This is a genomic window from Mesorhizobium sp. RIZ17, from assembly GCF_051127865.1.
In the GTDB taxonomy this organism is placed as follows: domain Bacteria; phylum Pseudomonadota; class Alphaproteobacteria; order Rhizobiales; family Rhizobiaceae; genus Mesorhizobium; species Mesorhizobium humile.
In genome coordinates, this window is sequence record NZ_CP147861.1 from 728833 (window position 1) to 754187 (window position 25355).

The 25355-nt window shown below is 63.2% G+C and carries 25 protein-coding genes; 13 read left to right on the plus strand and 12 right to left on the minus strand.

All coding sequences use genetic code 11. The features are described 5' to 3' along the window. Positions 1 to 20: 20 nt before the first annotated feature. A complete protein-coding gene (locus tag WDX12_RS03585) occupies positions 21 to 773 on the minus strand; it encodes an SDR family oxidoreductase (protein WP_434723947.1) in 753 nt (250 codons plus the stop codon). Positions 774 to 980: 207 nt separating this feature from the next. Between WDX12_RS03585 and WDX12_RS03590 the strand changes: the two genes are divergently transcribed. Beyond that, positions 981 to 1985: a mechanosensitive ion channel family protein gene (locus WDX12_RS03590; protein WP_434723948.1), complete on the plus strand. Its 1005-nt coding sequence runs from the start codon at positions 981 to 983 to the stop codon at positions 1983 to 1985. Here WDX12_RS03590 and WDX12_RS03595 read toward each other — a convergent pair. Then, positions 1968 to 2456, minus strand: a complete 489-nt coding sequence (locus WDX12_RS03595) for an RrF2 family transcriptional regulator (RefSeq protein WP_434723949.1) — start codon at positions 2454 to 2456, stop codon at positions 1968 to 1970. The genes WDX12_RS03590 and WDX12_RS03595 overlap by 18 nt on opposite strands. Positions 2457 to 2734: 278 nt before the next feature. Between WDX12_RS03595 and WDX12_RS03600 the strand changes: the two genes are divergently transcribed. Further along, positions 2735 to 3142: a hypothetical protein gene (locus WDX12_RS03600; RefSeq protein WP_320296800.1), complete on the plus strand. Its 408-nt coding sequence runs from the start codon at positions 2735 to 2737 to the stop codon at positions 3140 to 3142. Between the two features lie 138 nt (positions 3143 to 3280). Here WDX12_RS03600 and WDX12_RS03605 read toward each other — a convergent pair whose 3' ends face one another. Further along, positions 3281 to 3715 (minus strand): hypothetical protein, encoded by a 435-nt coding sequence (locus WDX12_RS03605; RefSeq protein WP_320296801.1) that lies wholly within the window; start codon positions 3713 to 3715, stop codon positions 3281 to 3283. Between the two features lie 298 nt (positions 3716 to 4013). Between WDX12_RS03605 and WDX12_RS03610 the strand changes: the two genes are divergently transcribed. Next, the gene (locus WDX12_RS03610; protein WP_320296802.1) at positions 4014 to 4190 is read left to right on the plus strand and encodes a hypothetical protein; all 177 of its coding nucleotides are present in this window, start codon (positions 4014 to 4016) and stop codon (positions 4188 to 4190) included. A gap of 41 nt (positions 4191 to 4231) precedes the next feature. Here WDX12_RS03610 and WDX12_RS03615 read toward each other — a convergent pair whose 3' ends face one another. From WDX12_RS03615 to WDX12_RS03645, 7 genes are read right to left on the minus strand one after another with little or no spacing between them, the layout of a single operon-like run. Beyond that, positions 4232 to 5023, minus strand: a complete 792-nt coding sequence (locus tag WDX12_RS03615) for a sugar isomerase domain-containing protein (protein WP_434723950.1) — start codon at positions 5021 to 5023, stop codon at positions 4232 to 4234. 22 nt (positions 5024 to 5045) lie between these two features. Further along, entirely contained in the window at positions 5046 to 5813 is a 768-nt protein-coding gene (locus tag WDX12_RS03620) for a GntR family transcriptional regulator (RefSeq protein ID WP_434723951.1), read from the minus strand. Continuing rightward, the gene (locus WDX12_RS03625; RefSeq protein ID WP_434723952.1) at positions 5810 to 6682 is read right to left on the minus strand and encodes an ROK family protein; all 873 of its coding nucleotides are present in this window, start codon (positions 6680 to 6682) and stop codon (positions 5810 to 5812) included. The genes WDX12_RS03620 and WDX12_RS03625 overlap by 4 nt, the downstream gene beginning before the upstream one ends. Further along, positions 6679 to 7419, minus strand: coding sequence for a PIG-L deacetylase family protein (locus WDX12_RS03630; protein ID WP_434723953.1), 741 nt, complete (start codon positions 7417 to 7419; stop codon positions 6679 to 6681). The genes WDX12_RS03625 and WDX12_RS03630 overlap by 4 nt, the downstream gene beginning before the upstream one ends. After that, positions 7416 to 8273, minus strand: coding sequence for a carbohydrate ABC transporter permease (locus WDX12_RS03635; protein ID WP_434723954.1), 858 nt, complete (start codon positions 8271 to 8273; stop codon positions 7416 to 7418). The genes WDX12_RS03630 and WDX12_RS03635 overlap by 4 nt, the downstream gene beginning before the upstream one ends. Beyond that, positions 8270 to 9202: a carbohydrate ABC transporter permease gene (locus WDX12_RS03640; RefSeq protein WP_320296808.1), complete on the minus strand. Its 933-nt coding sequence runs from the start codon at positions 9200 to 9202 to the stop codon at positions 8270 to 8272. Before WDX12_RS03640 ends, WDX12_RS03635 begins: the two co-directional genes overlap by 4 nt. Before the next feature lie 55 nt (positions 9203 to 9257). Further along, positions 9258 to 10529, minus strand: coding sequence for an extracellular solute-binding protein (locus WDX12_RS03645; protein ID WP_434723955.1), 1272 nt, complete (start codon positions 10527 to 10529; stop codon positions 9258 to 9260). A gap of 325 nt (positions 10530 to 10854) precedes the next feature. Here WDX12_RS03645 and WDX12_RS03650 point away from each other — a divergent pair, with 325 nt between their 5' ends. Genes WDX12_RS03650 through WDX12_RS03660 form a run of 3 tightly spaced genes read left to right on the plus strand, consistent with a single transcriptional unit; the run spans position 10855 to position 13923 of the window. After that, complete coding sequence (locus tag WDX12_RS03650) at positions 10855 to 12147, plus strand: ABC transporter substrate-binding protein (protein WP_434723956.1); 1293 nt, start codon at positions 10855 to 10857, stop codon at positions 12145 to 12147. Positions 12148 to 12175: 28 nt separating this feature from the next. After that, a complete protein-coding gene (locus tag WDX12_RS03655; protein WP_434723957.1) occupies positions 12176 to 13066 on the plus strand; it encodes a carbohydrate ABC transporter permease in 891 nt (296 codons plus the stop codon). Beyond that, a complete protein-coding gene (locus tag WDX12_RS03660) occupies positions 13063 to 13923 on the plus strand; it encodes a carbohydrate ABC transporter permease (RefSeq protein WP_320296812.1) in 861 nt (286 codons plus the stop codon). Before WDX12_RS03655 ends, WDX12_RS03660 begins: the two co-directional genes overlap by 4 nt. A gap of 12 nt (positions 13924 to 13935) precedes the next feature. On the opposite strand, the gene WDX12_RS03665 is transcribed toward WDX12_RS03660, so the two are convergent. Continuing rightward, positions 13936 to 14931 carry a LacI family DNA-binding transcriptional regulator gene (locus tag WDX12_RS03665; protein WP_434723958.1) on the minus strand — a complete coding sequence of 332 codons (996 nt, stop codon included), beginning with the start codon at positions 14929 to 14931 and terminating at the stop codon, positions 13936 to 13938. 316 nt (positions 14932 to 15247) lie between these two features. On the opposite strand from WDX12_RS03665, the gene WDX12_RS03670 reads away from it, so the two are divergent. The 6 genes from WDX12_RS03670 to WDX12_RS03695 all read left to right on the plus strand — a co-directional run bounded on the left by WDX12_RS03670 (position 15248) and on the right by WDX12_RS03695 (position 22981). Further along, positions 15248 to 16039: an ABC transporter ATP-binding protein gene (locus WDX12_RS03670; RefSeq protein WP_320296814.1), complete on the plus strand. Its 792-nt coding sequence runs from the start codon at positions 15248 to 15250 to the stop codon at positions 16037 to 16039. A gap of 19 nt (positions 16040 to 16058) precedes the next feature. Further along, positions 16059 to 16880 (plus strand): ABC transporter permease, encoded by an 822-nt coding sequence (locus tag WDX12_RS03675; protein WP_434723959.1) that lies wholly within the window; start codon positions 16059 to 16061, stop codon positions 16878 to 16880. A 49-nt stretch (positions 16881 to 16929) separates the two neighbouring features. Further along, the gene (locus WDX12_RS03680) at positions 16930 to 17919 is read left to right on the plus strand and encodes an ABC transporter substrate-binding protein (RefSeq protein WP_434723960.1); all 990 of its coding nucleotides are present in this window, start codon (positions 16930 to 16932) and stop codon (positions 17917 to 17919) included. 81 nt (positions 17920 to 18000) lie between these two features. Further along, entirely contained in the window at positions 18001 to 18909 is a 909-nt protein-coding gene (locus WDX12_RS03685) for a nucleoside hydrolase (protein WP_434723961.1), read from the plus strand. A gap of 311 nt (positions 18910 to 19220) precedes the next feature. Next, positions 19221 to 20081 (plus strand): class I SAM-dependent methyltransferase, encoded by an 861-nt coding sequence (locus tag WDX12_RS03690; protein WP_320296819.1) that lies wholly within the window; start codon positions 19221 to 19223, stop codon positions 20079 to 20081. Positions 20082 to 20344: 263 nt separating this feature from the next. Beyond that, positions 20345 to 22981 carry a bifunctional diguanylate cyclase/phosphodiesterase gene (locus WDX12_RS03695; protein ID WP_434725769.1) on the plus strand — a complete coding sequence of 879 codons (2637 nt, stop codon included), beginning with the start codon at positions 20345 to 20347 and terminating at the stop codon, positions 22979 to 22981. Positions 22982 to 23020: 39 nt separating this feature from the next. On the opposite strand, the gene WDX12_RS03700 is transcribed toward WDX12_RS03695, so the two are convergent. Further along, positions 23021 to 24205 (minus strand): Gfo/Idh/MocA family protein, encoded by a 1185-nt coding sequence (locus WDX12_RS03700; protein WP_434723962.1) that lies wholly within the window; start codon positions 24203 to 24205, stop codon positions 23021 to 23023. Positions 24206 to 24416: 211 nt separating this feature from the next. On the opposite strand from WDX12_RS03700, the gene WDX12_RS03705 reads away from it, so the two are divergent. Then, on the plus strand, positions 24417 to 25316 hold the full coding sequence (locus WDX12_RS03705) for a MurR/RpiR family transcriptional regulator (protein ID WP_320296821.1): 900 nt from the start codon (positions 24417 to 24419) through the stop codon (positions 25314 to 25316). Positions 25317 to 25355 lie beyond the last annotated feature (39 nt).

Sequence of the window (25355 nt, forward strand, 5' to 3'; positions counted from 1 at the left end):
GACGAAGGCGACAGGCGCGATCATTTCTTGGGCTGGGCGGCGAACCATTCGTCGAAGCCGATTCGGCCGATGCGGGGATGGTTGTCGGAAACCAGCGAACCGTCCTCCAACTTGGTCCCGAAATACCGCGCCTCCGGATCGGCTATGACGGTGCGCTTGTCGCCGACCGCCTTGAGGTAGCGGGCGACGAAATCGCACAGACGCAAGCGCTCGGGACCGGAGATCTCGACGATGCCGTTGACCGGAGCGGCAAGGGCGGCGTCCGTCACGAAATCCGCGACGTCGTCCGAAGCAATCGGCTGAAGGTAGCCCGTCGACAGGCGTGACGTATCGCCGACCGTGCCCTCCTGGGCGATGCCGCGGAGAAATTCGAAGAACTGCGTGGAGCGCACGATCGTATAGGGGATGCCGCTTTCCCTGATGATCTTCTCCTGCGCGACCTTGGCGCGAAGATAGCCGCTGTCGGGCAATCGATCTGTCCCGATGATCGAAAGCGCGACATGGTGTTCGACGCCGGCGGCCCTCTCCGCGGCAATCAGGTTGCGGCCCGAAGTCTGGAAAAATTCGAGCACAGCCTTGTCCACGAATGAAGGAGAGTTTGCCAGGTCGACGACCACCTCTGCCTCCGTCAGCACATCCGCCAGGCCTTCGCCGGTGATGGTGTTGACGCCGGTGTTGGGCGAGGCCGCAATCACTTCGTGACCGTGCTTGCGAAGGCGTTCGGCGGTTTTCGACCCGATCAGGCCGGTGCCGCCGATGATGACGATTTTCATGTGATGTCTCCCTTCGCGCCTGCTCTTGCAGCGCGCTCTTTGTTCGATGGGCGTCAGGCAAGCGGCTTGATCGCACGATCACAAACCGGCCTTGCCTTATTAAGGATATTTGGTATCCTTATGGATATATAATATCCTTAATTACCGGCTGTAAAGCCCCTTTCGCCCCGGATGCGGCCTGAACAGTTCCATCAAGAGGTTTGTTTGATGCCGCTCATCCTGATCAACATCCTCGGCATCGCCGGTATCGTCGTCTGGCATTTCCAGGGCAGCAACCGTCCGACGGGCCGATTGATCGTCCAGATCCTGTTCTTTGCCGGGATGAGTTCCGTGCTCTATCTGGGCGGTATCTCGCCGCAGCATGTCGACGACACCAATCTGCAGGGTTTCGCCGCCCTGCTCGCCAAATCGGCCCTGGTCCTGTGGTGGACGCATCTCGCATGGACCATCATCGGCCTGGTGCGCATCTGGCTCATGCTCAACCGTGGCCCGCGCGAAGCGCATCTTGTCCGGGATATGACCGTCGGCGTCATTTATCCCGGCGTGGCGCTGTCGATCATTGGCTTCGTTTTCGGCATGCCGGTCGGCACGCTGATCGCAACCTCGGGCATTGTCGCCATCGTGTTCGGCCTGGCCCTGCAGAACACGCTGGGTGACGTGTTTTCGGGCATCGCGCTGACACTTGGCAGGACTTATGCGATAGGCGACTGGATCCGGATGAAGGACGGCCCTGAAGGCCGCGTTGTCGAAACCAACTGGCGCTCCGCCAACCTGCTCACCGCGGAGTACAATATCGTGGTGGTGCCGAACAGCGTTCTGGCCAGGCAAGCGCTGACCAATCTCAGCCGTCCCGATGACACGCGCCAGATCACGTTGACCGTGCGCGTCGCCCCCACACAACCGAGCTTCGTCGAGCAGGTCATGCGTTCGGCGTTGCAAGGCAGCACGCGGATCGTCCAGGATCCGTTACCGATTGTCGCTTTGAAGACCATCGATGCGGTCGCGATCGAGGTCGACCTGCTGTTCCGCATCGCAAGCCCCGCCGACTGGGCAGCGGCCCGCAACGAGGTCATCGACCTCATCTACAGCCAATGCAATGCGGATGGCCTTTCGTTGGCCGCGCCGGCCGAAAGCCTTGTCTTCGCGTCGGCCGCGACCAGCGGGGCAAAGATCGTCGGGCGTATCGACGCGCGTTCATCCGGCGCGGTCTAACACCCAATCGAATGTGTCCTTCCAGAGAGCGGCGGGGGTTTCCTGCACGAGCATTCGGCCCAGATCCGACAGCGTGACGCTGCGCAGCTTGTCGCGCCAGGCTTCATCGGCCTCCCACATGATGCGTGCGACAGCGCACGGTCCGCTATAGCAATAATTCTCGGGCAGACAGGGATTGTTCTCGCGGATGTTGTTGCAGACGAAGGTGCGCCCCTTGCCCTCCACGGCCTCGACGATATCCAGAAAGGTCATTTGCTCCGGCGGCTTTGCCAGGCGATATCCGCCCGACGGACCGAGCGTCGTATCGACAAGACCCGCCTGCGACAGGCTCTGCAGCGCCTTGGAGAGATATTCCTTCGGCAGTCCGTGGAGTTCCGCCAGTGCCTTGGTCGACAAATAGCGTCCCTCGGGAACACCGGAGAGAATGGCGCAGCAGTGCAGCGCCCATTCAACTTGGCTTTTCAAAATCATCGATCTTTTCCGGGAACAAGTCGATCACCGCATATTAAGGATACATAATATCCCTATTATAGCATCATGTAAATATTGAGGTTTTGGACGCCTTCGCAGTCATCGGCCGATACGACAAGGACAAATGCTTCAAAGGGTTGGCAACCGGCCACCTGGCATTCCTCATATTCAGGATGACGCGCGCCACCGGAGCATTGGATCCGTGAGACCGTTATGCCGGAACCATTGCCGGGCCCCCGGGGTTGTGTCGTCAGGCTTCCAGATGGAAAGGAAAGACGATGCGCATGTTGACGATGGTCCTGACGCTGTCGGCAATGGCGTTGGCGCAGCCCGCTTCCGCCCAACGCGCCGATCCGCAGCCGCCGCAAGCCCTGCCTCCCGCCCAGGAGCCCATCCCCGGCCAGCCCCAATCCGACCAGAACCCCGGTCAGGACGATGCCGCCCAGAACGTCACCAACATCGTCGTGGTGGCGATCGAGGACCTGCCTTCGGAAGTGAAGGCGCAGGCCGAGGCCATCGTCACCAGGACGACCGCCAAGGAACTGGCCAAGCTGCAGGACTCGGTCGACGCCTCGCCCGAGGCGACGTCGGTCCTGCATGCGAACGGACTGAATTCCTCGCAGGTCGTCGCCGCCAACATCGACGGTGACGGCACGCTGACGCTGATCATCCAGACGACGGCCTGACCCGACCGGACGGCGGACGTCGCCGGCTGGACATCGTCTTCGGCGAGATCGATCGCTGGAAAGGCAGGAGAGGCAGGCGCCCCTCCACCTCTTCCCATCAATCACTACGCCCGGCGCGATCCCGCGACGGAACCCGCGTCAATGCATGAACACCGCTCTCAGCCAGGCGAGAATGCCCGCACCCGGCGAGATCGCCGCCCGCACGCGCGATGCCGCCCAGCGGGCCGGCATATTGGCGCCGACATGGCAATGGCAGACGACTTCATGCAGCTGCCAGTCGCTCATCTCGAAGAAGCGTTTGGCTTCGCCGTAAGTGTCGTCCCGCAGACCTTGCGCGCGGAAGATCGTATCCTCGAAAGCGACGGTGATCGCCGATCCGTCGGCGCGCATTCTTTCACGCACGTCGGGTGGAGCGTATTCGGTGCCCGCCAACGCCGTGAGGCGACGGCTCGGGCCTTCCTCCAGAAGTTGCGCCCAGCGCTCGAGGCGCTGGCCGCGATTGGCGATGAGAGCCGGTGCTTCAGCTTGAACGTCGGCAACGGCGTTGATTTGGTCAAGGGTTTGATGCTTCACGGCCGCCTCCTGTGTCGGCAGATGGCCCCACCCATTATGAGAATTAAGGCGCCGACCGACGCCGGCAAGAGCCGAAACAGGCCCGCGGAATGATTTGATCGTTACTTGTTGCCGTCGCGCGGCCCGATCGTGTTGGAACCATCCGCGGGCGCGACCGTTCCGCAGCTTGCGCCGCCGATCGCTCCAGAGCGAAGCGTCTGAATGCGGCGATCACCTCCATCAGTTCAAGTCGGGCAGGACATCCCGCTTGTTGGGATCGCAGCAGGCCCTACCGAGGCATCGAGCAGAAGGATACGCGATGGCCATTCTCCCCAATCCCGACCCGTCCCCCACGCCGGTACCCACGCCGCCGCCCATCCCGGAACCGAAGCCGATGCGCGAGCCGGATCCGGACCGGCTGCCCGATGAGGCGCCGATCCCCAATCCCGACGAGAATGACGCGCCGCCCAAACATTCCAGGCGGCGCCGGATTTGAACGGTTCACGGGAGGCGCCTGATGCGCCTCCCGCCGCCTGGTTATTCCCCGCGCATGGTCGCCTGGAAGGCCGGCAGATGCTTCTTCTGCGCCTCGATCATGCGTTCGCGGTAGACGCCGTAGATGACGTCGGTGTCGTGCAGCGTCACGCCGGCAATGGTCGGCGAAGCAAAGACCGGCAGCTCGATGCCGCGCTTCGACAATTGCTCGGCCGTGCGCGCCAAGAGCTCATGCGCCATGATCATCGCCAGCACGGTCGAAGAACCCGCCACCGGGCGGCTCCAGCCTTCGACCGGCACCACGGCGTCCTCGATCGGCGAGCAGGTGTCGATGACGAGGTCTGCGGCGTCCGCCAGCCGCTTGCCGGAGGAATGCGTGGCCGGCTTGTCGAGATTGTTCTTGCTGGTGACCGCGACGACGAAGATGCCGCGCTTCTTGGCGTAGAGCGCCGTGTCGATGCCCGACGAATTGCGGCCGCTATGGCCGAAGATGATGATGGAATCGCCTTTGTTCAGCGGCTGGTGGTCGAGGAACTTCTCGGCGTATTTCTCGGTCCGCTCCAGCCACAAAAGCTCGCGCACGCCGCCGGCGCCGAGCACGTTGTGCCACATCACGCGCGGATCGGTCAGCGGATTGAAGCCGACGAAGCTGCCATAGCGCGGAAACATCTCCTGCGCCGGCAGCACCGAATGGCCTGAGCCGTAGAGATGGACCAGCCCGCCATTCTCGAGCGTGTCGGCGAAGCGGCTCGCCGCCTGGCCGAAGGCTTCCGCATTGGCCTTCGATGCCTGTTCGATGAGGGCGACGAGACGGGGAACGTAGAGATCGGACACTTCGGTACTCCTGTTGATCGTGTCAGCTTCTGGTGTTTGAGAGGCGGCCGGCGCGCAGCGTCGAGCGGATCTCGTAGCGATCGCCGCGCATGACCGAGACGGTGAATTCGAACGGGCCGCGTTCGTCGATGGTGATGCGCTCGACGACGAAGGCGGGACTGCCCGCGGGCAGGTCGAGCAATTCGGCGTCCGCCGCGCCGACGGCGCCGACGCGGTAGTTCTCGCGCGCCTCGACCGGCACGATGCCGTACTGGCGCTCCAGCGCTTCGTAGAGCGAGCCCTTGAGCAGGCCGGCATCGAGGAAGCCCGGCACGCGCGCGGCCGAAAGCTGCGCCGTCTGGATACCGATCGGCTCGTTGTTGCCGAGCCGCAGCCGCCTGATCCGCACCACCGGGTCGCCTTCCTCGATCTCCAGCGCGCCGGCCGCCGCCGCGTTGGCCGTCGTCAGGCTGCAGTCGAGCAGGCGCGAGCCGGCGACCACGCCGATATTGCCCATTTCCTGGGTGAAGGAGGTGAGCTCGCGCGTGCCGGCGACCAGCGTGGCCGAGCGCACGAACGTGCCCCTTCCATGCTCACGCCTGAGCAGCCCGCTTTCCTCCAGATTGCGCAACGCGTGGCGCAGCGTGATGCGGCTGACGCCGAACAGCGCGCAGAGCCGGTCCTCTGCCGGGATCTGGTCGCCGGTCGCCCACTCGCCGCTCTTGACGATGGCGCGGATCGCTTCCTCGACCTGATACCAGAGCGGCTCGGGCCGCCTGCGGTCCGGCTGCTGAAAGCTCGCTTCGCTCATCGGATCTGCCTCCATCCGCTTCCCGCCTGCCCGGCAAGGGCGGCACCCACCAGGCCGGCGCGGGAGCCGAACAATCCCGGCTTGAGTTCGATGCCACGCAGATGCGGCGGCAGTTGACGCCGCAGCGCCGCAAGCAGCGGCGGCGCGATCACGTCCAGCACATCGGCGAGGCCACCCGAGACCAGTATGACGCCCGGATCGAGCAACCCGACCGCGCCGGCCAGCGCCGTGCCGAGCTGGCGCGCGGGCACCTCGAGCACGGTCTGCGCGGCAAGCTGGCCCGCCTTGGCCGCTGCGATCAGCTGGCGGCCGTCGGCCAGTCCTATCTCTCCGGCAAGGGCGTCCAGAGCACGGCCGGAGGCGACGCGTTCCAGCCAACCGCTGCGCTCCTCGCCATGGTCCCTGATGTCGGCGCTGGCCCAACCGAAGGAGCAGGCGCCGCCATGCGCGCCGGCGACGATGCGGCCATTGGCCAGAACCGCCGAGCCGATGCCGGTGCCGATCGCAAGCAGGATCGCGTCGGAGACACCCATGGCCGCGCCTTGCGCTGCTTCCGCCAGCAGCGCGATCTGCGCATCATTGCCGACCGCCACGCGAAGGTTGGGAAACAGCGCCGCGATGTCGACGCCGTCGAGCCAGGGCAGGTTCGGGATCCAGCGGCAGACGGATCCTTCGGCCAGGCCCGGCACGGCAAGCCCGAGCGCTTCGGCTTCGCCTTCGGCCGCGAGCGCGCGGACGCGCGCCACGAACGTGTCGAGGTTCCCCGGCGCCGGCTCGCGAACCAGCTGTGTCAGTCCAGCGATATCGCCGGTATGGACAGCGGCGCGCAGATTGGTGCCGCCGAGATCGATGGCGAGGACCCGCGTCATGTGTCACGGCTCCGGTCGGCGGGCGGCGCGAACAAGCCGCTGCCGGCATTCCAGGAATGCGAGGCCGCCGCGAAGGCCTGCGCATGGCGCGTGCCGCGCAGGCAGCCTCGCAGCCGGTAGAGCGCGCTGTAATAGTCGACATAGGGAAAGCTGCTTAAGCCCCGCGCCAGCTCATACTCCATCACGGCTTCCTGCCAGGCGTCGAAGCCGGCGCTGACATCGACGAGGTGCTCGGGCCGGAAACCCTCGTCGTCCTCCCAGTTCTCGCCGAAGAGGAGCAACTGCGGCGTATGCGCGGGATGGGCGCGCTTCAGTGTCGGCAGGGCGGAAAAGAACATGCCGGTCTGGGTAAGTTGCGCCGCCGCGCGATGGTCCTTGTGCCAGCTGCCGTGCCAGTGGGTGATGACGACCTCGGGCCGCATTTCGCGGATGACGTCGCAGACCTGCAGCGCGGTCGCGTTGTCGTTGGGCAGGAAGGCGTCGCGCAGCTTCATGTTGCGCATGTCGACGCCGAGCCGCGCAGCCGCCTTCGCCGCCTCGTCCTCCTTCTGCGCCGAATAGTGCTCCGGGATCAGGCAGGGATGGCCCTGCTCGCCCATCGACAGATGCAGGAAGGTGACCTGGGCTCCATTCTTGGCAGCGGCTGCCGCCAGCGGCCCGGCGATGACCTCGGCGTCGAAGGCATGCGCCCCGACGACCAGGATCGAGCGAGCGGCATAGACCTTGTCCTCGATCATTTCATGCCTCCCCCGGCGCCGACGCCCTCGCGAATCTGGCGCGCCAGCAAACAATACATGATCAGGATCGGCGCCATGGAGATCGCCAGCGAAGCGAACACCAGGCCCCAATCGGTGCGGAACTGCCCGACGAACACGCTGATAGCCAAGGGCACGGTCTTGTAGCGGTCGTCGAAGATGAAGATCAGCGGGAAGAAGAAGTCGTTCCACACCGCGATTGCCGTGAAGATGGCGACGATCGACACCGCCGGCTTCACCATCGGCAGCACGATCTGGAACAGAATGCGGGTCTCGCCTGCCCCGTCCATGCGCGCCGCCTCGTCGAGCTCGGACGGCAGCACGCGCATGAAATTGGCAAAGATGAAGACGGCGAACGGAATGCGGATCGCCGAATAGACGAGGATCAGCCCGGTGAGCGAATCGAGCAGGCCGAGGTTGCGCATCAGCGTGAACAGCTCGACCGAGGCCAGCCTGATCGGCAGCATGATGCCGGACAGGAACAGGCCGAGCATGATGCTGTTCCAGCCGAGCTTGTAGCGGCTGAGCGGATAGGCCGCCATCGCCGAGACGACGATGGTGAGGACCACCGCGCCGCCGGTGACGATCAGGCTGTTGATGAAATTGTGGCCGAGATCGGCGCGCGTCCAGGCGCGCACGAAATTGTCGAAGGCAAAACTCTGCGGCAGGCCGAGCCGGTTGTCGTAGATCTCGGCCGTCGTCTTGAAGCAGGAGACGACGAGGATGTAGAGCGGCAGCAGCACCGCCGCCGTCCAGATCAGCAATATGATCCAGCCCGGCAGCCGCGCCAGTTTCTGCGGGATGGCTATTCCTTGCTGGAGGGACGCGGCGCTCATAGCTCGACCGTCCGCTTGTCGAAGAAGCGCAGCATCAGCAGCGTGCCGATGCTGAGGATCAGGAACAACATCGTGCCGAGCGCCAGCGCCAGGCCGATATCGGTGATGCCGACCGCGCCTTCCGCGCCGAAGGCCAGACGGTAGAAATAGGTCACCAGCGTGTCGGTCGCGTAGCTCGGATTGCCCTGCACGCCCTGCATCACATAGACGATGTCGAACTGGTTGAAGGTGTTGATGAAGGACAGCGTCGTCAGCGTGCCGAGCGCCGGCATCAGCAATGGCAGCGCGATCGCATAGAGCATGCGCGCATTGCCGGCGCCGTCGAGCTTCGCCGCCTCGAACACCTGCGGCGAGATCTGCCGCAGGCCCGCCGTATAGATCAGCACCGGCAGGCCCATCCAGTTCCAGGCGTCGACCGCGATCAGCATGCCGAGCGCGGTATGGCTGTTCCCGAGCACGGTCAGGCTGCCCTGATGCAGGCCAAGCCCGTTCAGCGCCCATTCGACGATGCCGCCGGGCGCCAGCAGCAGGCGCCACAGCGCGCCGACGATGACGGGGCTGAGCACGGCGGGAAAGAAGAACACCGACTGGAAGAAGGCAGCGCCCCTGCCGCGCAGGAAAAGCAGCCAGGCGAACAGCAGGCCAAGCCCGTTCTGCAGCACCATGATGCCGAAGAACCACGCGATGTTGTGCCAGAGCGCGCCGTAGAGCCGCGCGCCGCTCGGGAACACGAACAGGCGCGAGAAGTTCGCCAGCCCGGCGAACTCCTGCATGCGCAGCCCCTTCCAGATAAAGAAGCTGCCCCACAGCGACAACAAGAGCGGATAGAGCACGAACAGCCCGTAGACGGCCAGGGCCGGCAGGATGAACAGCACCGCCATGCGCTGCTGCGTGCGCTGAAGGCTGGTCGTGCGGCGGAGCTTGATCATGCGCTGCGTTTCTGTGGGACAGAGATGCCGGCCCTCTGACGGCCGGCGCAATGCCCTACTGCTTCGGCTTGAACCAGGTGGCGACGGCGGCCTGCATGTCGGCCGCGAGCTTCTCCGGCGCGACATTGCCTTCGACCATGTCGATGATCCCGGACTGCAGCACCGACGACGCGGTCGGCGTCTGCCAGCGGAAACCGACCAGCGTCAGATAGGGCGTCGAGTTCTTCGCCATCTCCATCATCTTGGAAAGCACCGGGTCCTTGACCGTGACGTCGGTGCGCGCCGGCGGCCAGCCGAGCTCGTCGGCGAAGGCCTGCGCGAACTCCGCCGAGGCCATGTAGTTCAGCACCTTGGTCGCCGCCTCCTTGTTCTGGCTCTCCGAGACGAGACCATAGGAGCCGTCGGAGAAAGCCGAGGTATAGAGCTTGGTCGAGGCGTCGTCGGCCGGGAACGGGAAGATCGAGAATTTCAGCTTCGGGTTCTGCGACTTGAAGCTGCCGTTCTCGAACGAGCCACCGAAGAACATCGCCGCCTTGCCGCCGATGAACTGCTGCGTCGCGGTGGTGTAGTCGATGCCGGCAAAGCCGTCGGAATAATAGGGCTTCAGCTCGGCGAAGCGCTTCAGCGCCGCAATGTAGCGCGGATCCTCGAAGGTCGCCTTGCCGCTCATCATCTCGTCATAGAAGCCCGGGCCGTAGAGCGTCGGCCCGATGACGCCGACGCCGATCTCCAGCTCCCAGGCCGAGCCGTTGGCGCCGCCATTGGCGATCGGCGTGATGCCCGCCGCCTTGAGCTTCTCGCAGGCGGCGACGAAGTCCTTGTAGGTCTTGGGGATCTCGATGCCTTGAGCGGAAAAGATGTCTTCGTTGTAGAAGACCCCCATCATCGGCACCGAATAGGGCACGCCGTAGAGCTTGCCGTCCGTGCGGCCGCGCGCCCCGCCAAGCGCTGCGTCCGGCATGTTCTTCAGTTCCGCCACGCTGTCGTCGAGCGCGTCGAGATAGCCGCCTTCGACGAAGGGCTGCAGTTCGCCATAGGCCTTGAGCTGCGCGATATCGGGTCCGCGGCCGCCGCGCAGCGCCGTGCTCAGGCGGTTCTGGTAGTCGGCGTCTGGCGTGAACTGGATCTCGACCTTGATGTCGGGATTCTTCTTCTCGAAGGCCTCGAAGATGCGGTGCATCGCGGCTTCGTCCTCGGTGCGCCAGCTCCACAGCGTCACCGTCGAGTCGGCGCGAGCCGGCAGCGTCGTAAAGATCGCCGCGCCGGCGGCGGCGAGGCCGCCGATCAGGCCGAGCGCGGCGCGCCGGTGTATGGAAAGCATGCTCATTACCAGTTCTCCCATCGTTTCGGTTTTGAGGTCCGCACGGCAGCAGCCCGAAGGCGATTGTCTGAATTTTCTCAAAGTCATTATAACGACATTATGCCACCTGCAAGTGCCATAAGGGCGTTAACGACCGCCGGTCGATCGGGGATCAGGCGGGAAATAAGATCACAATATGCTGATTTATATACAGTATTTAATGAGAATGATGCCATCGGGATTTTTTGGACCACAAACGTGATCCGAGCGTGCGCACGCAGGGGGCTTGCGCCTTTGCCTGAACTTGTCATAACGTCATTCACTCTTGTCACGGCTTAAGTGGAGGATGCCGATGTCGCTTGCCTGGATCTCGAAGCTCGCTCTCGCCGCGGGGCTCGCTGCGCTGCCCGCGACCGGCTGGGCGCAATCGGTGAACATCTCCTACCTCACGCATTGGTCGCCGGAGACGGTGGCGCTGCTTGAGGCGGCGGCCAAGGATTTTTCCAAGGAGCATCCCGATGTCGCCGTCACCGTGCGCGCGGTTCCGTTCGGCGATCTTTTGACCACGCTGCGCTCGCAGGGCGGCAGCTCGGACGGCCCGACGATCGGTGGCATCTACGATCTGTGGCTGCCGGAACTGGCCAGGGACAAGCTCGTCGCGCCTGCCCCCGACGCGGTTGCCAGCGAGGTGAAGAGCGCCTGGCCGGCGGGTGTCGTCAGCGCTGCCTCGGTCGGCGGCACACTCTACGGCATCCCGAACGAGATCGACGTCTACGCGCTGAATTACAACAAGGAACTGTTCAAGGAGGCGGGCATCGCCGCGCCTCCGAAAACATGGGCCGAATTCAAGGATGCCGCCGCGAAGCTGACCAACAAGGACAAGGGTCAGCAGGGCTTCGGCATGATCAATTCATGGGCGGCGGGCGTGGTCCATCCTTTCGCCTCGCTGCTCGTTTCCAATGGTGGCAACCTGGTCAAGGACGGCAAGCCGGCGCTGGATAGTTCCCAGGCCGGCGAGACCTTCGCGCTCTATGAAGACTTGATAAAATCCGGCGCGAGCAATCCGGCGATGGCGACGGCGGACGCCAACACCACCGGTCCGTTCCTCGACAATTTCGTCTCCGGCAAGACCGGCATGATCATCATGGCGAACTGGTGGGAGAGCGCGCTCAAGACCGGCATGGGCGACAAGTTCTCACAAGTCGCCACAGCGCCGATCCCGGTCGGTCCGAGCGGCGACAAGCCGCATTCGATCTCCTACTCCTGGATGACCGTCGTCAACGCCAAGGCCGGAGCGGCCGAGCAGAAGGCGGCCTGGGAGTTTCTCGCCTGGCTGAACAGCCCGAAGTCGGGCAAGAACGGCGCCTCGGCCATGTCCGACATTTTGATGTCTATGGGCATCCTGCCGTCACGCAGCTCTGACATCGAGGCGCACAAGGACAAGCTCGGCTCCGAATTCCTGTCCGGCTATGTCTCCGTGCTTGCCGATGCGCGCCCCTTCCCGGTCGTGCTCGGCGGCCAGGAATTCTCGGAATCCCTGCAGCAGACGCTCGAGGCGTTGCAGTATGGCCAGGTCTCGGCCAAGGATGCGCAGGCGAACGCCGAGACCGACGCCACGTCGATCCTGGAGCGCGCTGCCAAGTAAGTTCGGGTCCCTGACCGGAAGCAGGTGAATGGCCAAAGCTTTTCGTGCCTCGGCGGGCGTCATGCTTGCGCCCGCCGTGACATTGATCGGCGTGTTCGTGCTGTTGCCGATGCTGCTGACCGTCTGGCTGTCCTTCCAGGACTGGTCGACGCAGACGCCCTTTTCCGAGGCGAGCTTCGTCGGTCTCGGCAATTTCCACGAGATCTTCGGCCCCACCTCGGTCGGCCGCGACTTCAAGACGGCCCTGCTCAACACCGCGATCTACACCGCGCTGTCCGCCGTCCTCATCCTGCCGCTGTCGGTCGTCTTCGGCCTGCTGGTTTATCAGCGCGAGGTCGCCGGCGGCACGGCGCTTCGCACGGTGCTGTTCTCGACCTACATGGTACCGATGATCGCGGTCGCCTTGGTCTGGTCGAAACTCTATTCGCCGAGCGAGGGCCCGCTCAACCAGTTGCTCGGCCTGGTCGGCATCGGCCCACAGCCCTGGCTCTCCTCGCCGCGTTCGGCATTGATCTCGATCGTGCTTCTCAATGTCTGGCAGCAGGTCGGTTATTTCACGGTGCTCGCCATCGCCGGGTTGACGCAGATCCCCGGCAGCCTCTATGAAGCCGCCACGCTCGACGGCGCCAACGGCCGGGAGCAGTTCCGCTTCATCACCCTGCCTTTGCTTCGCCGCACGCTGCTGTTCAGCGCCGTCATCGCCATCATCAACGCGGTGCAGGTGTTCGAGCCGGTCGCGCTGATCACACAAGGCGGCCCGGTCGGCTCGACCAATGTGCTCACCTACCATATCCGCCGCGTCGGCATCGAACGCGCGCAGGGCGGGTTGGGCTCGGCGATGGCGGTGATGCTGATGGTCTCGCTGATCGTCTGCGTTTCGGCGCTGTTTGCCTTCGGCAACCGCAAGGACAGCGAATGAACGCGGCTGCCCGATCGCTTGCCCGCAAGCGCCCGTCGGGTCGCAAGGCGCTGCTTGCGACCGCAATGCTTCTGGTGGCCGTCGCCTCCGCCTTCCCGCTCGCCTGGATGGTGCTGTCCAGCCTGAAGACGCCGGCCGAGACCATGCAGGTGCCGCCGGTCTGGATCCCGCACACGCCGACCCTTGAGGCGTATGGCAAGGTCGCCGGCGTCATCAGTCTTGGACGCTCGATGTGGAATTCCTTTGTCATCGCCTCGATCACCACGGCCGGCATCCTGGTCACCAGCATGATGGCCGGCTATGCCTTTGCCAAATATTCCTTCCCTGGCCGCTCGCTGCTTTTCTCGCTGCTGATCGCCACCATGTTCCTGCCGCCGATCGTGACGCTGATCCCGCTCTACCGCATGGTCGGCTCGATAGGGCTGAGCGCCAGTCTCGCCGGCATCATCGTGCCCAACCTCGCCAACGCTTTCGGCATCTTCCTGATGCGTCAGTTCATCGCCGGCGTGCCGGACGATTTGATCGACGCCGCCCGAATGGACGGCGCCTCCGAGCTGCTTATCCTCTACAAGATCGTGGCGCCGAGCGTCGCGCCGGCCATCGCGGCGCTGGCGCTGTTCGCCTTCGTCTATCACTGGAACAGCTATCTGTGGCCGCTCACCGTGCTGCAGGGCAATGCCGACGCCTATCCGATCGTCATCAGCCTGAGCCGGCTGCTCAGCTACAACAGAGGCGCGCTCAACACGGGCCTGGTCATGGCCGGCGCCACACTCGCCGTGCTGCCGCCACTGTTGCTCTTCGTCTTCCTGCAGCGTTTCTTCGTCGATTCGATCGTGGGCTCTGCGATCAAGGGCTAAGTCACAAGCCAGTCACGTGGTCTCTCGCAGGATCACGGTCGGCTCCATCAGGACAGTCCGGCGTGGACGCTCGGGGTCGTCGAGAAAATCGATCATCGCGCCGATGGCCAGAGAGCCGGCTTCCGAAATGCGCCGCTCGATCGTCGAAAGCGGCCGCACGAGAAGCGGGGCTATGTATATGTTGTCGAAGCCCATCACCGCGCAGTCGTCAGGAACGCTCAGGCCGCGTTCGCGCAGCCCCACCATCGCCCCCATCGCCAGCATGTCGCTCATGCAGCACATGGCGGTGAAGCGCGTGCGGTCGAGCAGCGTGCGCGTCGCCATCAGCCCGAAGCGGTGATTGAACGCGCCGCACTCGATGAGATCGGGATCGACCGGGAGGCCTGCTTCGCAATGGGCTCTCTCAAAACCAGCCCGCCTGATCCTGGTGTTCGAGGCCAAAGGGTTGCCGCTGACAAAGGCGATGCGCCGATGTCCGTTGCGGATCAGATGGCTGGCCGACAGATAGGCTCCTGTCTCGTAGTCCGTATCGATGCGCGCGGCGAGGCAATCGAGGTCAGGCACTTCGCGGTCCATCGATACCAAGGGGATCCTCAGCTTTTCCAGAAGCCGTGCATCCGGAATGAGATCGCTCGCGGCAAGCACGATGCCGTCGACGCCGTGACTGGCGAGGAAGGTCAGATGCGACGTCTCCTTCGCGGGGTCGCTGTCGGAATTGCACAGGATCGTCGAATAGCCGCGTTCGCGGGCGGCCTGATCGCAGGCGCGGACCAGTTCCGTGAAATAGGCGTTGAGGATGTCCGGCACGATGATGCCGATGACGCGCGAGCTGCGCGTGATCAGCGAGCGCGCGATGGAGTTGGGCGTGTAGTCGAGTTCCTTGACGAGCGACCAGATCTTTTCCCGGGTCTCCTCGCTTATGAACTGATCTTTCCGGTTGAGAACCTTTGAAACCGTGGCAGCCGATACGCCGGCCTGCCTGGCGATATCCTTGATCGTCGTTGCCACATTCCCTCGCCGCCTCGACCGGCGACAGCCCGTCTCCAGCCGCCGTCGCATCATCGGCCGCACTTAACACATATCTCGATTTCGAGAAACGGGGACGCGTGATCGACAGCATTGGCCGTGGAATTGACAACTCTTCATTAGATGGATAGGTAAACGTTTACCTGCGTGAGCTATCCGCTATTTTTGCAGATCAGCGGCTCTGTCTGGTTGCCATCGACGTCCTCGGGATCTCTCGGGTTCGTGACGGTGAACTCATGCCATTTTTCGAGACGGACTCGCCTGCATCAAAAAGGAACTCTGAATGGGACAAACGAGTGTGCCAGGAATCGTTGGTGAAGGGGCTGCCGCCAGGCGTCAGGCATCGCCTTCGATCAAACTGTCCATCAAGAATCTCGGGGTCAAATTCGGCTCGGCGATCGCGCTGAACGATGTCAGCCTCGACGTAGCCGAAGGCGAATTTGTCTGCATCCTCGGCGCGTCCGGCTGCGGCAAGAGCACATTGTTCAACGTCGTTTCCGGGCTGCTCACGGCGACATCCGGAAAGATCGTGCTGGATGGGCAGGATGTCAGCGATCGGCCCGGCCAGGTCGGCTACATGCTGCAGAAGGATCTGATGCTGCCCTGGCGCACCGTGCTCGGCAACATCACGCTCGGCGCCTCGCTGACGCGCGGCGCCACTGCGCGGGACAAGGCCGAGGCAGCGGACCTCGCCCGCCGCTACGGCCTCGGCGATTTCCTCAACCACTATCCGCATGCGCTCTCGGGCGGGATGCGCCAGCGCGTCGCCATGATGCGCACCATCGCCGCCGGCCGTGAGATGATGCTGCTCGACGAGCCGTTCGGGGCGCTCGACGCGCAGACGCGGCTCGGTATGCAGCAATGGCTGCTGCAGCTCTGGCGCGACCTCAACCGCACCATCCTGTTCGTCACACACGACGTGGATGAGGCGATCTATCTCGCCGACCGCATCGTGGTCATGACCCCTCGCCCGGGCCGCATCGCCGAGATACTCACCGTGGACCTTCCGAGGCCACGGCCGCTCGAAGTGCTGACGACCGACACCTTCGTCGGCCTGAAGCGGCAGATCATGCAGCACCTCTACCACTGATCGCAGGAAGGTCACCGCAATGAACACACGGTTTGGAGCGGCCGCGGGGCCGTTCATGATCTGGGTCGTGGCCATGGTGCTGATCCTGGCCACCTGGCAGGCGCTGGTCTGGGTGACCGGGCTTCCGCCCTATGTCATCCCGCCGCCGAGTCTGGCGTTCTCGACGCTTTTCAACAATTGGCCCAGGCTTTCGGTGCTGACCGGCCAGACCCTGCATGAAACCGCGATCGGATACCTGCTCGGCGCCCTCATCGGCTTCCTGCTTGCCCTGGCGATGGGCCAGATCCGCGTGGTGCAGCGGCTGGTGATGCCGGCGCTGATCATTTCGCAGGCCGTCCCGATCGTCGCCATCGCCGCTCCCCTGGTCATCATCTTCGGCTTCGGCATCACCCCAAAACTGATCATCGTCGCCTGGATCGTCTTCTTCCCCGTGGTCGTCAACGTGCTCGACGGGCTGGCGTCGGTCGACCGCGACATGCTGAACCTTGCTCGCCTGATGGGCGGCAGCGGCCTGCGCACCTTTGCCATCGTGAAGCTACCTGCCTGCATCGGCCCGCTGTTTTCGGGGCTGAAGATCGGCGCGACTTACGCGGTGACAGGCGCCGTCATCGGCGAATGGACCGCCTCGTCCAAGCAGGGTCTCGGCACCTATCTGCTTACCGCCAACGCGCAGATGAACACGGCCGGTGTCTACGCCGCCATGCTTCTGCTGACCATCATCGGTGTCGGCTCCTTCCTGCTCGTGTTCGGCCTGGAAGTGCTGATGACGCCATGGCGCTCGCGTTCCACGGCTCCCGCATGGGCGCAATGGAAGCCCCCTCGGGGGAGCACCGCCAGGTGAGCCTGGCACCAGTCTTCGACAAACCCAAAACAAATCAGGAGGAATTTGAATGCACACGACCTTTTCCAGGATGCTGCTTGCCGGCGCGGGCCTGCTGGCGCTCAGCGCCGCATTCGGTACGACGCCCGCTGCCGCCGCCGATCTCACGACGGTCCGTTTCGTCTATGACTGGCCCAGCGCCGACTTCGAGCTGATCCCGACGCTCGTCGGCCAACAGAAGGGCTTCTATGAAGCCGAGGGCATCAAGGTCGATGTGATCTTCCCGCCGGACTCGCAGACCACCGCGCGACTGCTTGCCGTCGGCCAGGCCGAGATCGGCTTCGAGGCCACCACCGACGTCGTCTTCGGCGCCGCGCAAGGCATCCCGATCACCTCGATCGGCCTCTACACCAAGAGCAACAATTGGGGGCTGTTCGGCCGCCCTGGCGAGCCGCTCTCGCTCGACAACCTCAAAGGCAAGTCGATCGCCATCTACACCGACTCCTGGACCAAGGCGATGATGCCCTTCGTGCTTAAGGCGGCCAAGCTAACCGAGGACGACGTCAAGCTGATCATCGCGCAGGATTCCGACACCAACCTTCTGCTCGCCGGCAAGATCGACATCGCCACCAACACCGAGAACTATCTGGTGCCGCAGGTGCAGGAAACCTTGAAGAAGGACCCGACCAGCCTCGTCGGCAAGGCCGCTGGTGCGCCCGACGTGCCGGTCTGGACCTACACCGCCTCCACCGCCTATCTGGCCGAGCATGGCGATGTCGCCAAGAAGTGGATGCGCGCCACCATCAAGGCCACCGAATGGGCCGCTGAGCATCCGGAAGAAGCGGCCGAGATGTTCACCAAGGCTTATCCGGAAGGCGGCAGCCTCGCCTACAACGTCTCCGGCTGGAAGCTGACCGCCGCGCTGATGAAGGGCGACACCGGCTACATGATGCAGGAAGACAAGAACTGGCTGCCGATCGCCCAAGCGCTGAAGGACACCGACCAGATCAAGGAAGTCCTTCCCGCCTCGAAATACTACACCAACGAACTGCTGAAATAAGCGCCGCGGCGGCCATCGCGACGAGGGCCATCCCGACCGGATGGCCCTTTTTACTGCACAAACAGAATGGACTTTTCACACATGGCCAAGAGCAAAATCATCATCGATTGCGACCCCGGCGTGGACGACGCCATTGCACTGCTTCTGGCCTTCGCATCCCCCGACGAGATCGAACTCGTCGGCATCACGACAGTCATCGGTAACGTCTCGCTACCGCTGACGACCCGCAACGCCTTGCGCGTTACCGCCATGGCCAACCGGCAGGACGTTCGGGTCTATGCCGGCTGCAGCCGGCCGATCGTCCTGCCGCGCGTGCAACGCGGCGCCTCGGTGCACGGCACTGACGGGCTTGGCGATCTTGGCGTGCCCGATGCCACGCATCCGATCCAGGGCCAGCACGCCGTCGACTTCATCATCGACACGATCTTACGCGAGCCGGGCGAGATCACGCTCTGCCCGATCGGCCCGATGACCAACATCGCGCTGGCGCTGATCAAGGAACCCTCCATCGCTGCCAAGATCAAGCAAATCGTGTTCATGGGCGGCGCCGCCTTTAGCCCGGGCAACACCGCCACCGATGCCGAATTCAACATCTGGATCGATCCGCATGCGGCGCAGGTGGTGCTGTCGTCCGGCATTCCGATGACCATGTTCGGCCTCGACGTGACGCGCCACGCGACGCTGACCAAGGCGCGCTTCGAAGAGCTTGAACGTGACGCCAGCCCGCTTATGAAAACAGCCATCGCCATGATGCGCTATTACGGCAGCGGCGACGCCAGCCTGCACGACCCCTGCGTGACCGCTTTCCTCATCGATCCGACTCTGTTCAAGGGCGTCGATGCCGTCATCGACGTCGACCTGGATCAGTCGGGCGCATACGGCCGCACGCGCGCTGTCGAAAACGGCAACGGCTCACCGATTCACGTCATCACCGAGGTCGACGATGAGCGTTTGTTCCGGCTCATCGACCAGCGGCTGCGGTTGTTATAGCTCCGCGAGCTAAGCGGCGAACCGCGCCAGCGTCCACGCACCGCCCGCCCCGCTCGACTCCACCGCCGCGGCGACGAGCTTCACGCTGCGCGCGCCGTCGACCACGTCCGGCACCTGCGCCGCGAGGGCCGCGTCGACTTCTCCACCAGAACGGTGCGCGCGAGGGTTAGCCTGCGCGGCATTCCCACGATGCGCAACTCCAAGCTGCCTGGCACCGCGCCAGCTGCGATCCGGGATTGACGCTCACGCCCTCTCGCTGCAATGTCTATTAACCAGCTGTTAACCTTGCGGCGGCTGAGATCGGGGGCAATTTGGAACCGTTTCTGGATGCGAATCTCCTGAATTGGGACGATCGCGCCGAGTTGCACGCGACCGACCGAACCGGCAGCTATCGCATCGAGAATGTACTGGCTGGTGGATCCAACCTCTATGAATTGGAAACGCGCGAGGTTGGCGACATTTTCGGCAAGGACATCGTCCATCTGCAATGTCACATCGGGCTCGACACGATCAGCCTGAAAAATCTCGGCGCGGGCAGCGTGACAGGCCTGGACTTTTCACCACGGGCCATCGCGGCGGCGCGAGATTTCGCCTCCAAGGCGGGCAGCGACGTCCGCTTCGTGGAAGCGCCGCTGTACGAGGCCGTCGAAGCGCTCGACCGGACCTATGACATCGTCTACGTCACCTGGGGGTCGGTGAACTGGCTCGACGATGTCTTCCGTTGGGGCCGGGTGGTCGCCGGTCTTCTACGGCCCGGCGGCCGGCTCTATATGGCCGAGGGCCACCCCTTGATGTTCCAGTGCAATCGCAAGGCTGCTGCGCTCGAGTTGAAGGACGATTGGCGAACGCCTGTAGCACGGCCGCTCGTCTGGAACGAGAAGCTGACCTATACCGGCGATGAGCGCGCCTTGAAGCACCCTCGCTACTATGAGTGGATCCATCCAATCAGCGACGTGGTAAACGCCCTGATCGCAGCGGGGCTGACGCTCGATTTTCTCAACGAGCACGACACGGTTTCCTGGAAGCACTTTTCATTCGCGGTAAGGGCCGGCAAGGATATGTACGGCTTGCCTGAAAACGCTCCCAAGATTCCGATGGCTTATTCGATTGGAGCAACCAAGCGCGGCGTCGGGACGTACCGGATCGTCCAAAAGAAGGTCGACAGCCACTAGAGCAATTCCAGGAAAAGTGTGATCGGTTTTCCGTCCGGAATTGCACAAAAACAAGAAGATAGTGCGTTTTCGCCGTTTCCGTGAAACGGTGAAACGCACTAATGGTGGCGCGTTCTCCGGGAGACGGTGTCCGAAGGTGGAAAATTTTCAGAGACCGTGAAGGCCAAAATTAAGTTATTGCGAACTAATATTCCCTTGACGAGGCTCGCTTAGAGAGCCTGACAAGCAAAGGGAACCTCGCTTTATTGGCTTTTTTCGCCGATATGTTCGCCCGCGTGAAGGGGGGCGTCTTTTCACCGGCGAGGATTCCGGCGGCGATCGCGGTTGCGGTTATTGCCCTTTGCGCGGTGCTCGTTGACCATCAAAACAAGCTCGTTTCGGATCAGGTCACCCGCGCGGACGTCCTGGCCAAGGTTAATGTCGTTCGCGCCAAGCTCGAAGGGAAGATTAACGGCAACCTCCAGCTGGCGCGAGGACTGGTCGCGGCAGTCTCGACCGAACCCTACATGGGACAACAACGTTTCGCTGAGCTTGCGAGCAGACTGTTCAATGAAGAGTCCCAGCTTCGCAATATTGCCGGCGCGCCCGACCTGGTCATTTCCCTGATGTACCCGATGGCCGGCAACGAGAAGGCCATCGGCCTCGATTATCGCAAGAACGACCAGCAACGTGCGGCGGCACTGCGTGCGCGCGACGAGCGCAGGCTTGTTCTTGCCGGCCCTGTCGAATTGGCCCAAGGAGGACAGGCCTTCATCGGGCGATTTCCGGTATTCGTGAAAAGCGCGGGCAACACCGAACGGTTCTGGGGCATCGTTTCCGCTGTCGTCGACGTGCAGCGCCTCTACCAGGCGAGCGGTCTTCTCGACAAGGATCTTGGGATTGACATCGCCCTCATCGGCAAAGACTCCCTTGGCGCGAAGGGAGTGCAGTTCTTCGGTGACGAACGGGTCGTCAAAAGCGATCCGGTGATGGCCGACGTTCTTTTTCCATCGGGCTCCTGGCAGATCGCTGCGATTCCCAAGGGCGGTTGGCCCTCCGTCCCCACCAACGCCTGGCGACTCCGGGCGATCATGGCGGCGGCAGCGGCGCTGATTTTGATTCCTTTCCTGGTGGCCGGCCGCCTGATCAATGAAAGACAGCGTAACTACTGGGAACTGAACCGGCTGTCGCGACGGCTGGAACTGGCTCTGGAGGCGTCGGCAATCGGAGTGTGGGAGCACGACCTCGAAACCAACCACCTTGCGTGGGACGATCGCGTCAACGAAATATACGGTAGAGAGGCTGATGGCGGGGCCCGTGGATATCCGGACTGGGCCGGAGCCATTCATCCTGCCGATCTGCCCGGTGCGCTTGCAGATTTCGACAAGGCCGCGGCCGGGCGGAGCACCTATTCGTCGGAATACCGGATTGTTCGTCCCGACGGCGAAATTCGTCACGTCCGCTCCAGGGCGATCTTCTACCAGGCTGCAAACAATTCGCCGCGAATGGTCGGCGCGGAGTGGGACGTGACGGCAGACGTTTTGCTGAACACCGATCTGGTTCGCGCAAAACAGCTGACTGAATCAAAAAATACGGAACTTGAATCTGCCAAGGCGCGCATAGAACACGTCGCCTTGCACGATTCGCTGACGGATTTGCCCAATCGGCGTTACCTGGACCAGGTGCTGGAGGATTATACGGCAAAAGCCAGGCTGAATGGCGGCTATGCAGCGCTGCTTCACGTCGATCTGGACCGTTTCAAGCACATCAACGATACGCTCGGGCACGCGGCGGGCGATGCAATGCTGGTGCATGCGTCATCCGTACTGCAGTCCAATGTCGGCGATCGCGGGTTCGTCGCCCGAATTGGAGGGGACGAATTCATCGTGCTCTGCACGGTGCGTGACGATGTCGGCCAGGCGGCCGAGCTCGCCGACCGCATTATCGATGAGATGCGCAAGCCCGTTTACTACCACGGCAACCAATGTCGTTTTGGCGTCAGCGTCGGAATTGCCATCGACAATGGCAAAGACGCCGATGCCAAGCAGTTGCTGGTCAACGCCGACATCGCCCTCTACCGGGCCAAGCGGCGCGGCCGCAACCGACATGAATTTTTCAGCGGCGAACTGCAAAGCGAAATCGTCAACGCAAAGAGAATAGCCGACGAGATTCTGGCCGGTCTCGAGCGAAACGAATTCGTCGCATACTACCAGCCTCAATTTGACGCGAAGACGCTGGAGATCGTTGGAGTTGAAGCGCTTGCGCGGTGGAAACATCCAGAGCGGGGAATTCTGGCACCTGACGTTTTCCTGAAGATTGCCGAAGAACTGAATGTCGTCTCGGTGATAGACAGGAAAGTCCTCCAGCAATCGCTATTGGATTTCGAAGCGTGGTCCGGCGAGAAAATCGGCATTCCGCGCGTGTCGGTCAACGTTTCGGCGCGGCGCCTGCAGGACGAGGAGCTCCTGAAGAGTCTGCGGGCCCTCAACATCAGGAAGGGAACTTTTTCCTTTGAGCTCGTCGAGTCGATCTTCCTCGACGACAATGACGATCTGGTCACGTGGAATGTCGAGCAGATCAAGCAACTCGGCATCGACATCGAGATCGATGATTTTGGCACCGGCTATGCGTCCATTGTCAGTCTGCTCAAATTGCAGCCGCGCCGCCTTAAGATCGATCGCCAGCTGGTGGACCCTATCGTAAACTCGCCCCAGCAAAGGCAAGTCGTCTCCTCGATCATCGAAATCGGCAAAGCCTTGGGTATCGAGATCATTGCCGAAGGCGTGGAGACGATGAAGCACGCACGTTTGCTCAAGGGGCTAGGCTGCGACATATTGCAAGGCTACGCATTCGGGCACGCGATGGATCCCGAAGGGCTGAAAAGCTTCGTTCGGTCTCGTCGGTTGCGCGTCGCAAGTTGATCTCGGGCGGGTATCCCTCGCGGCAAGGCGTCGCGTGCCTCAGGGAAACCGGGCGGGAGTCCACGCCCCACCCGCCGCGTTCGACTCCACCGCCGCCGCCACGAATTTCACGCCGCGCGCGCCGTCGACCACGTCGGGCACCTGCGCCACGCGCGCGGCATCAACCGTTCCGCCCGAGCGATGCGCGCGAATAATGTCGGCGGCGTCGCGATAAAAGTTGGCGAAGGCCTCAATATAGCCTTCCGGATGCGCGGCCGGCATGCGCGAGACGCGCCGTGCTTCCGCCGTCGAGCCGTGGCCGCCGCGCACCAGCGTGCGCGTCTCCTCGCCATAGGGCGAGAAGCGCAATTCCTCCGGCCGTGACCCGGACCATTCGAGCCCGGCCTTCTCGCCATATATACGCACCGAAAGGTCGTTGTAGTGGCCGGGCGAGGTCTGGCTGGCGAGGATCGTGCCCCGCGCTCCGCCACTCCAGCGCAGCAGCACATGCGCGTTGTCGTCGAGCCGCCGCCCCGGCACCGCGGTGAACAGGTCCGCGGAAACCGCCTCGGCTTCGAAACCGGAGACGAAGCTTGCCAGGTTGAAGGCATGCACGCCGATGTCGGCGAGCACCGCCGACTGGCCGGCGCGCGCCGGATCGGTGCGCCACTCGGCCTGTTTCTGGCCTTCGGCATCGATCGGCTTGGTCAGCCAGTCCTGGATATAGGCGCCGTGCACCGACACGATGCGGCCAAGCTCGCCCGCCGCCACCATTTCGCGCGCCTGGCGCACCATGGCGTAGCCGGTGTTGTTGAGCGTGACAACGAAACGGCGCTGTCTCGCTCGCGTCAGCGCCACCAGCGCCTCAGCCTCCTCAAGCGTCGTCGACAGCGGCTTGTCGCAGATCACGTCGATGCCGGCTTCGAGGAAGGCGGTGGCGACCGGCGCGTGCAGATGGTTGGGCGTGACGATGACCACCGCCTCGATGCCGTCCGGCCGTGCCGCCTCGACCTTCGCCATGGCGCGGTAGTCGGCATAGCTGCGTTCGGGCGCGATGCCGATCTCGGCGGCGGAGGCGGCGGCATTGTCCGGGTCCGAGGACAATGCCCCCGCGACCAGCGCGATCTGGTCGTCGAGCCGCATCGCCAGCCGGTGCACGGCGCCGATGAAGGCATTGCGGCCGCCGCCGACCATGCCGACCCGAAGACGTTGGCGCGACGTACCATCAGCGGTTGCGTAGACCATGATTGCGATTATTCTCCCTGAGGTTCGATATGCCGGTCGGTGCGGATGTCGTGACTGGCACTGTTATTTTCGAATGATATTTCTATTTTTTGTTTTGTAAAACGATTGTGCCGCGTTAGCTTTTTACCCTCGGTCCAGATGATGGACCGCATCCGAAGGGCAGGGATCGGATGACGCATCCGATGGTTGGGGTCACAATGAGGCATACCCTATGAGCGGCCGCGGCAAGGCGGCCGACGAGCCGTCTGCACACAGCCTGGAGACGGCGGCGAGAAAACGGAGCCGATCGCTGGCAGCACTTGGCTACACCAAGCCGCAAACCTATGAAGAGCTGCGGGCGGTGCTTTCGTCGGGCACCGTGCATTTCCCGAAACGGCTCCGCCAGGTGGCGATCTTCCTCTGGCAGCATCCGAGCGAAGTGGCGCTTGGCACGATCGCGCAGGTGGCGGACCAGGCCGGCGTGCAGCCCTCGACCCTGGTACGCTTCGCGCAGATCTTCGGCTATTCCGGTTTTTCCGATTTCCAGCTCCTGTTCAAGGACCGCATGAAGGGCTCCTGGCCGGACACGCAAGGCAACCAGGAGAAAGCCCCGGAGCCGAATGCGAACCTGCATTTCCTCGGCGGCATGGTCGGTGCGTGCCAAGCCTCGCTCGGCCGCATCGGCAATGGGTTCGACATCGACAGTTTCGAGACGATGATCGATCATCTGGCGGCGGCGGAGCTGATCTATGTGATCGGCAGCAAGCGCGCCTTTCCCGTCACCACCTATCTGTCGCTGACGCTCTCGCAGCAGGGCGTGCGCAACGTGCTGGTCGACAATGTCGGCTCGACGGCACTCGACCAGGTCGGCTGCATCACGCCGCGCGACGCGGTGCTTGCCATCTCCTTCAGCCCTTACAATTCGATCACGCCTGACCTCGTCGCCGTCGCGCATGAGCGCAAGGCACGCATTGTCACCATCACCGACAGCACCTTCTCACCGCTGGTGAAGCTCTCAGACACCTGGCTGGAAGTGGTCGAGCAGGATTTCGCCGGCTTCCGGTCGCTTGCCGCTTCGCTGGCGGTCGGCATGGCTTTGGTCCACGGCGTGGTCGAGCGGCGGACAGGCTGACCGGGACGATTGACTAAAGAGAACTATCATTCCATATTT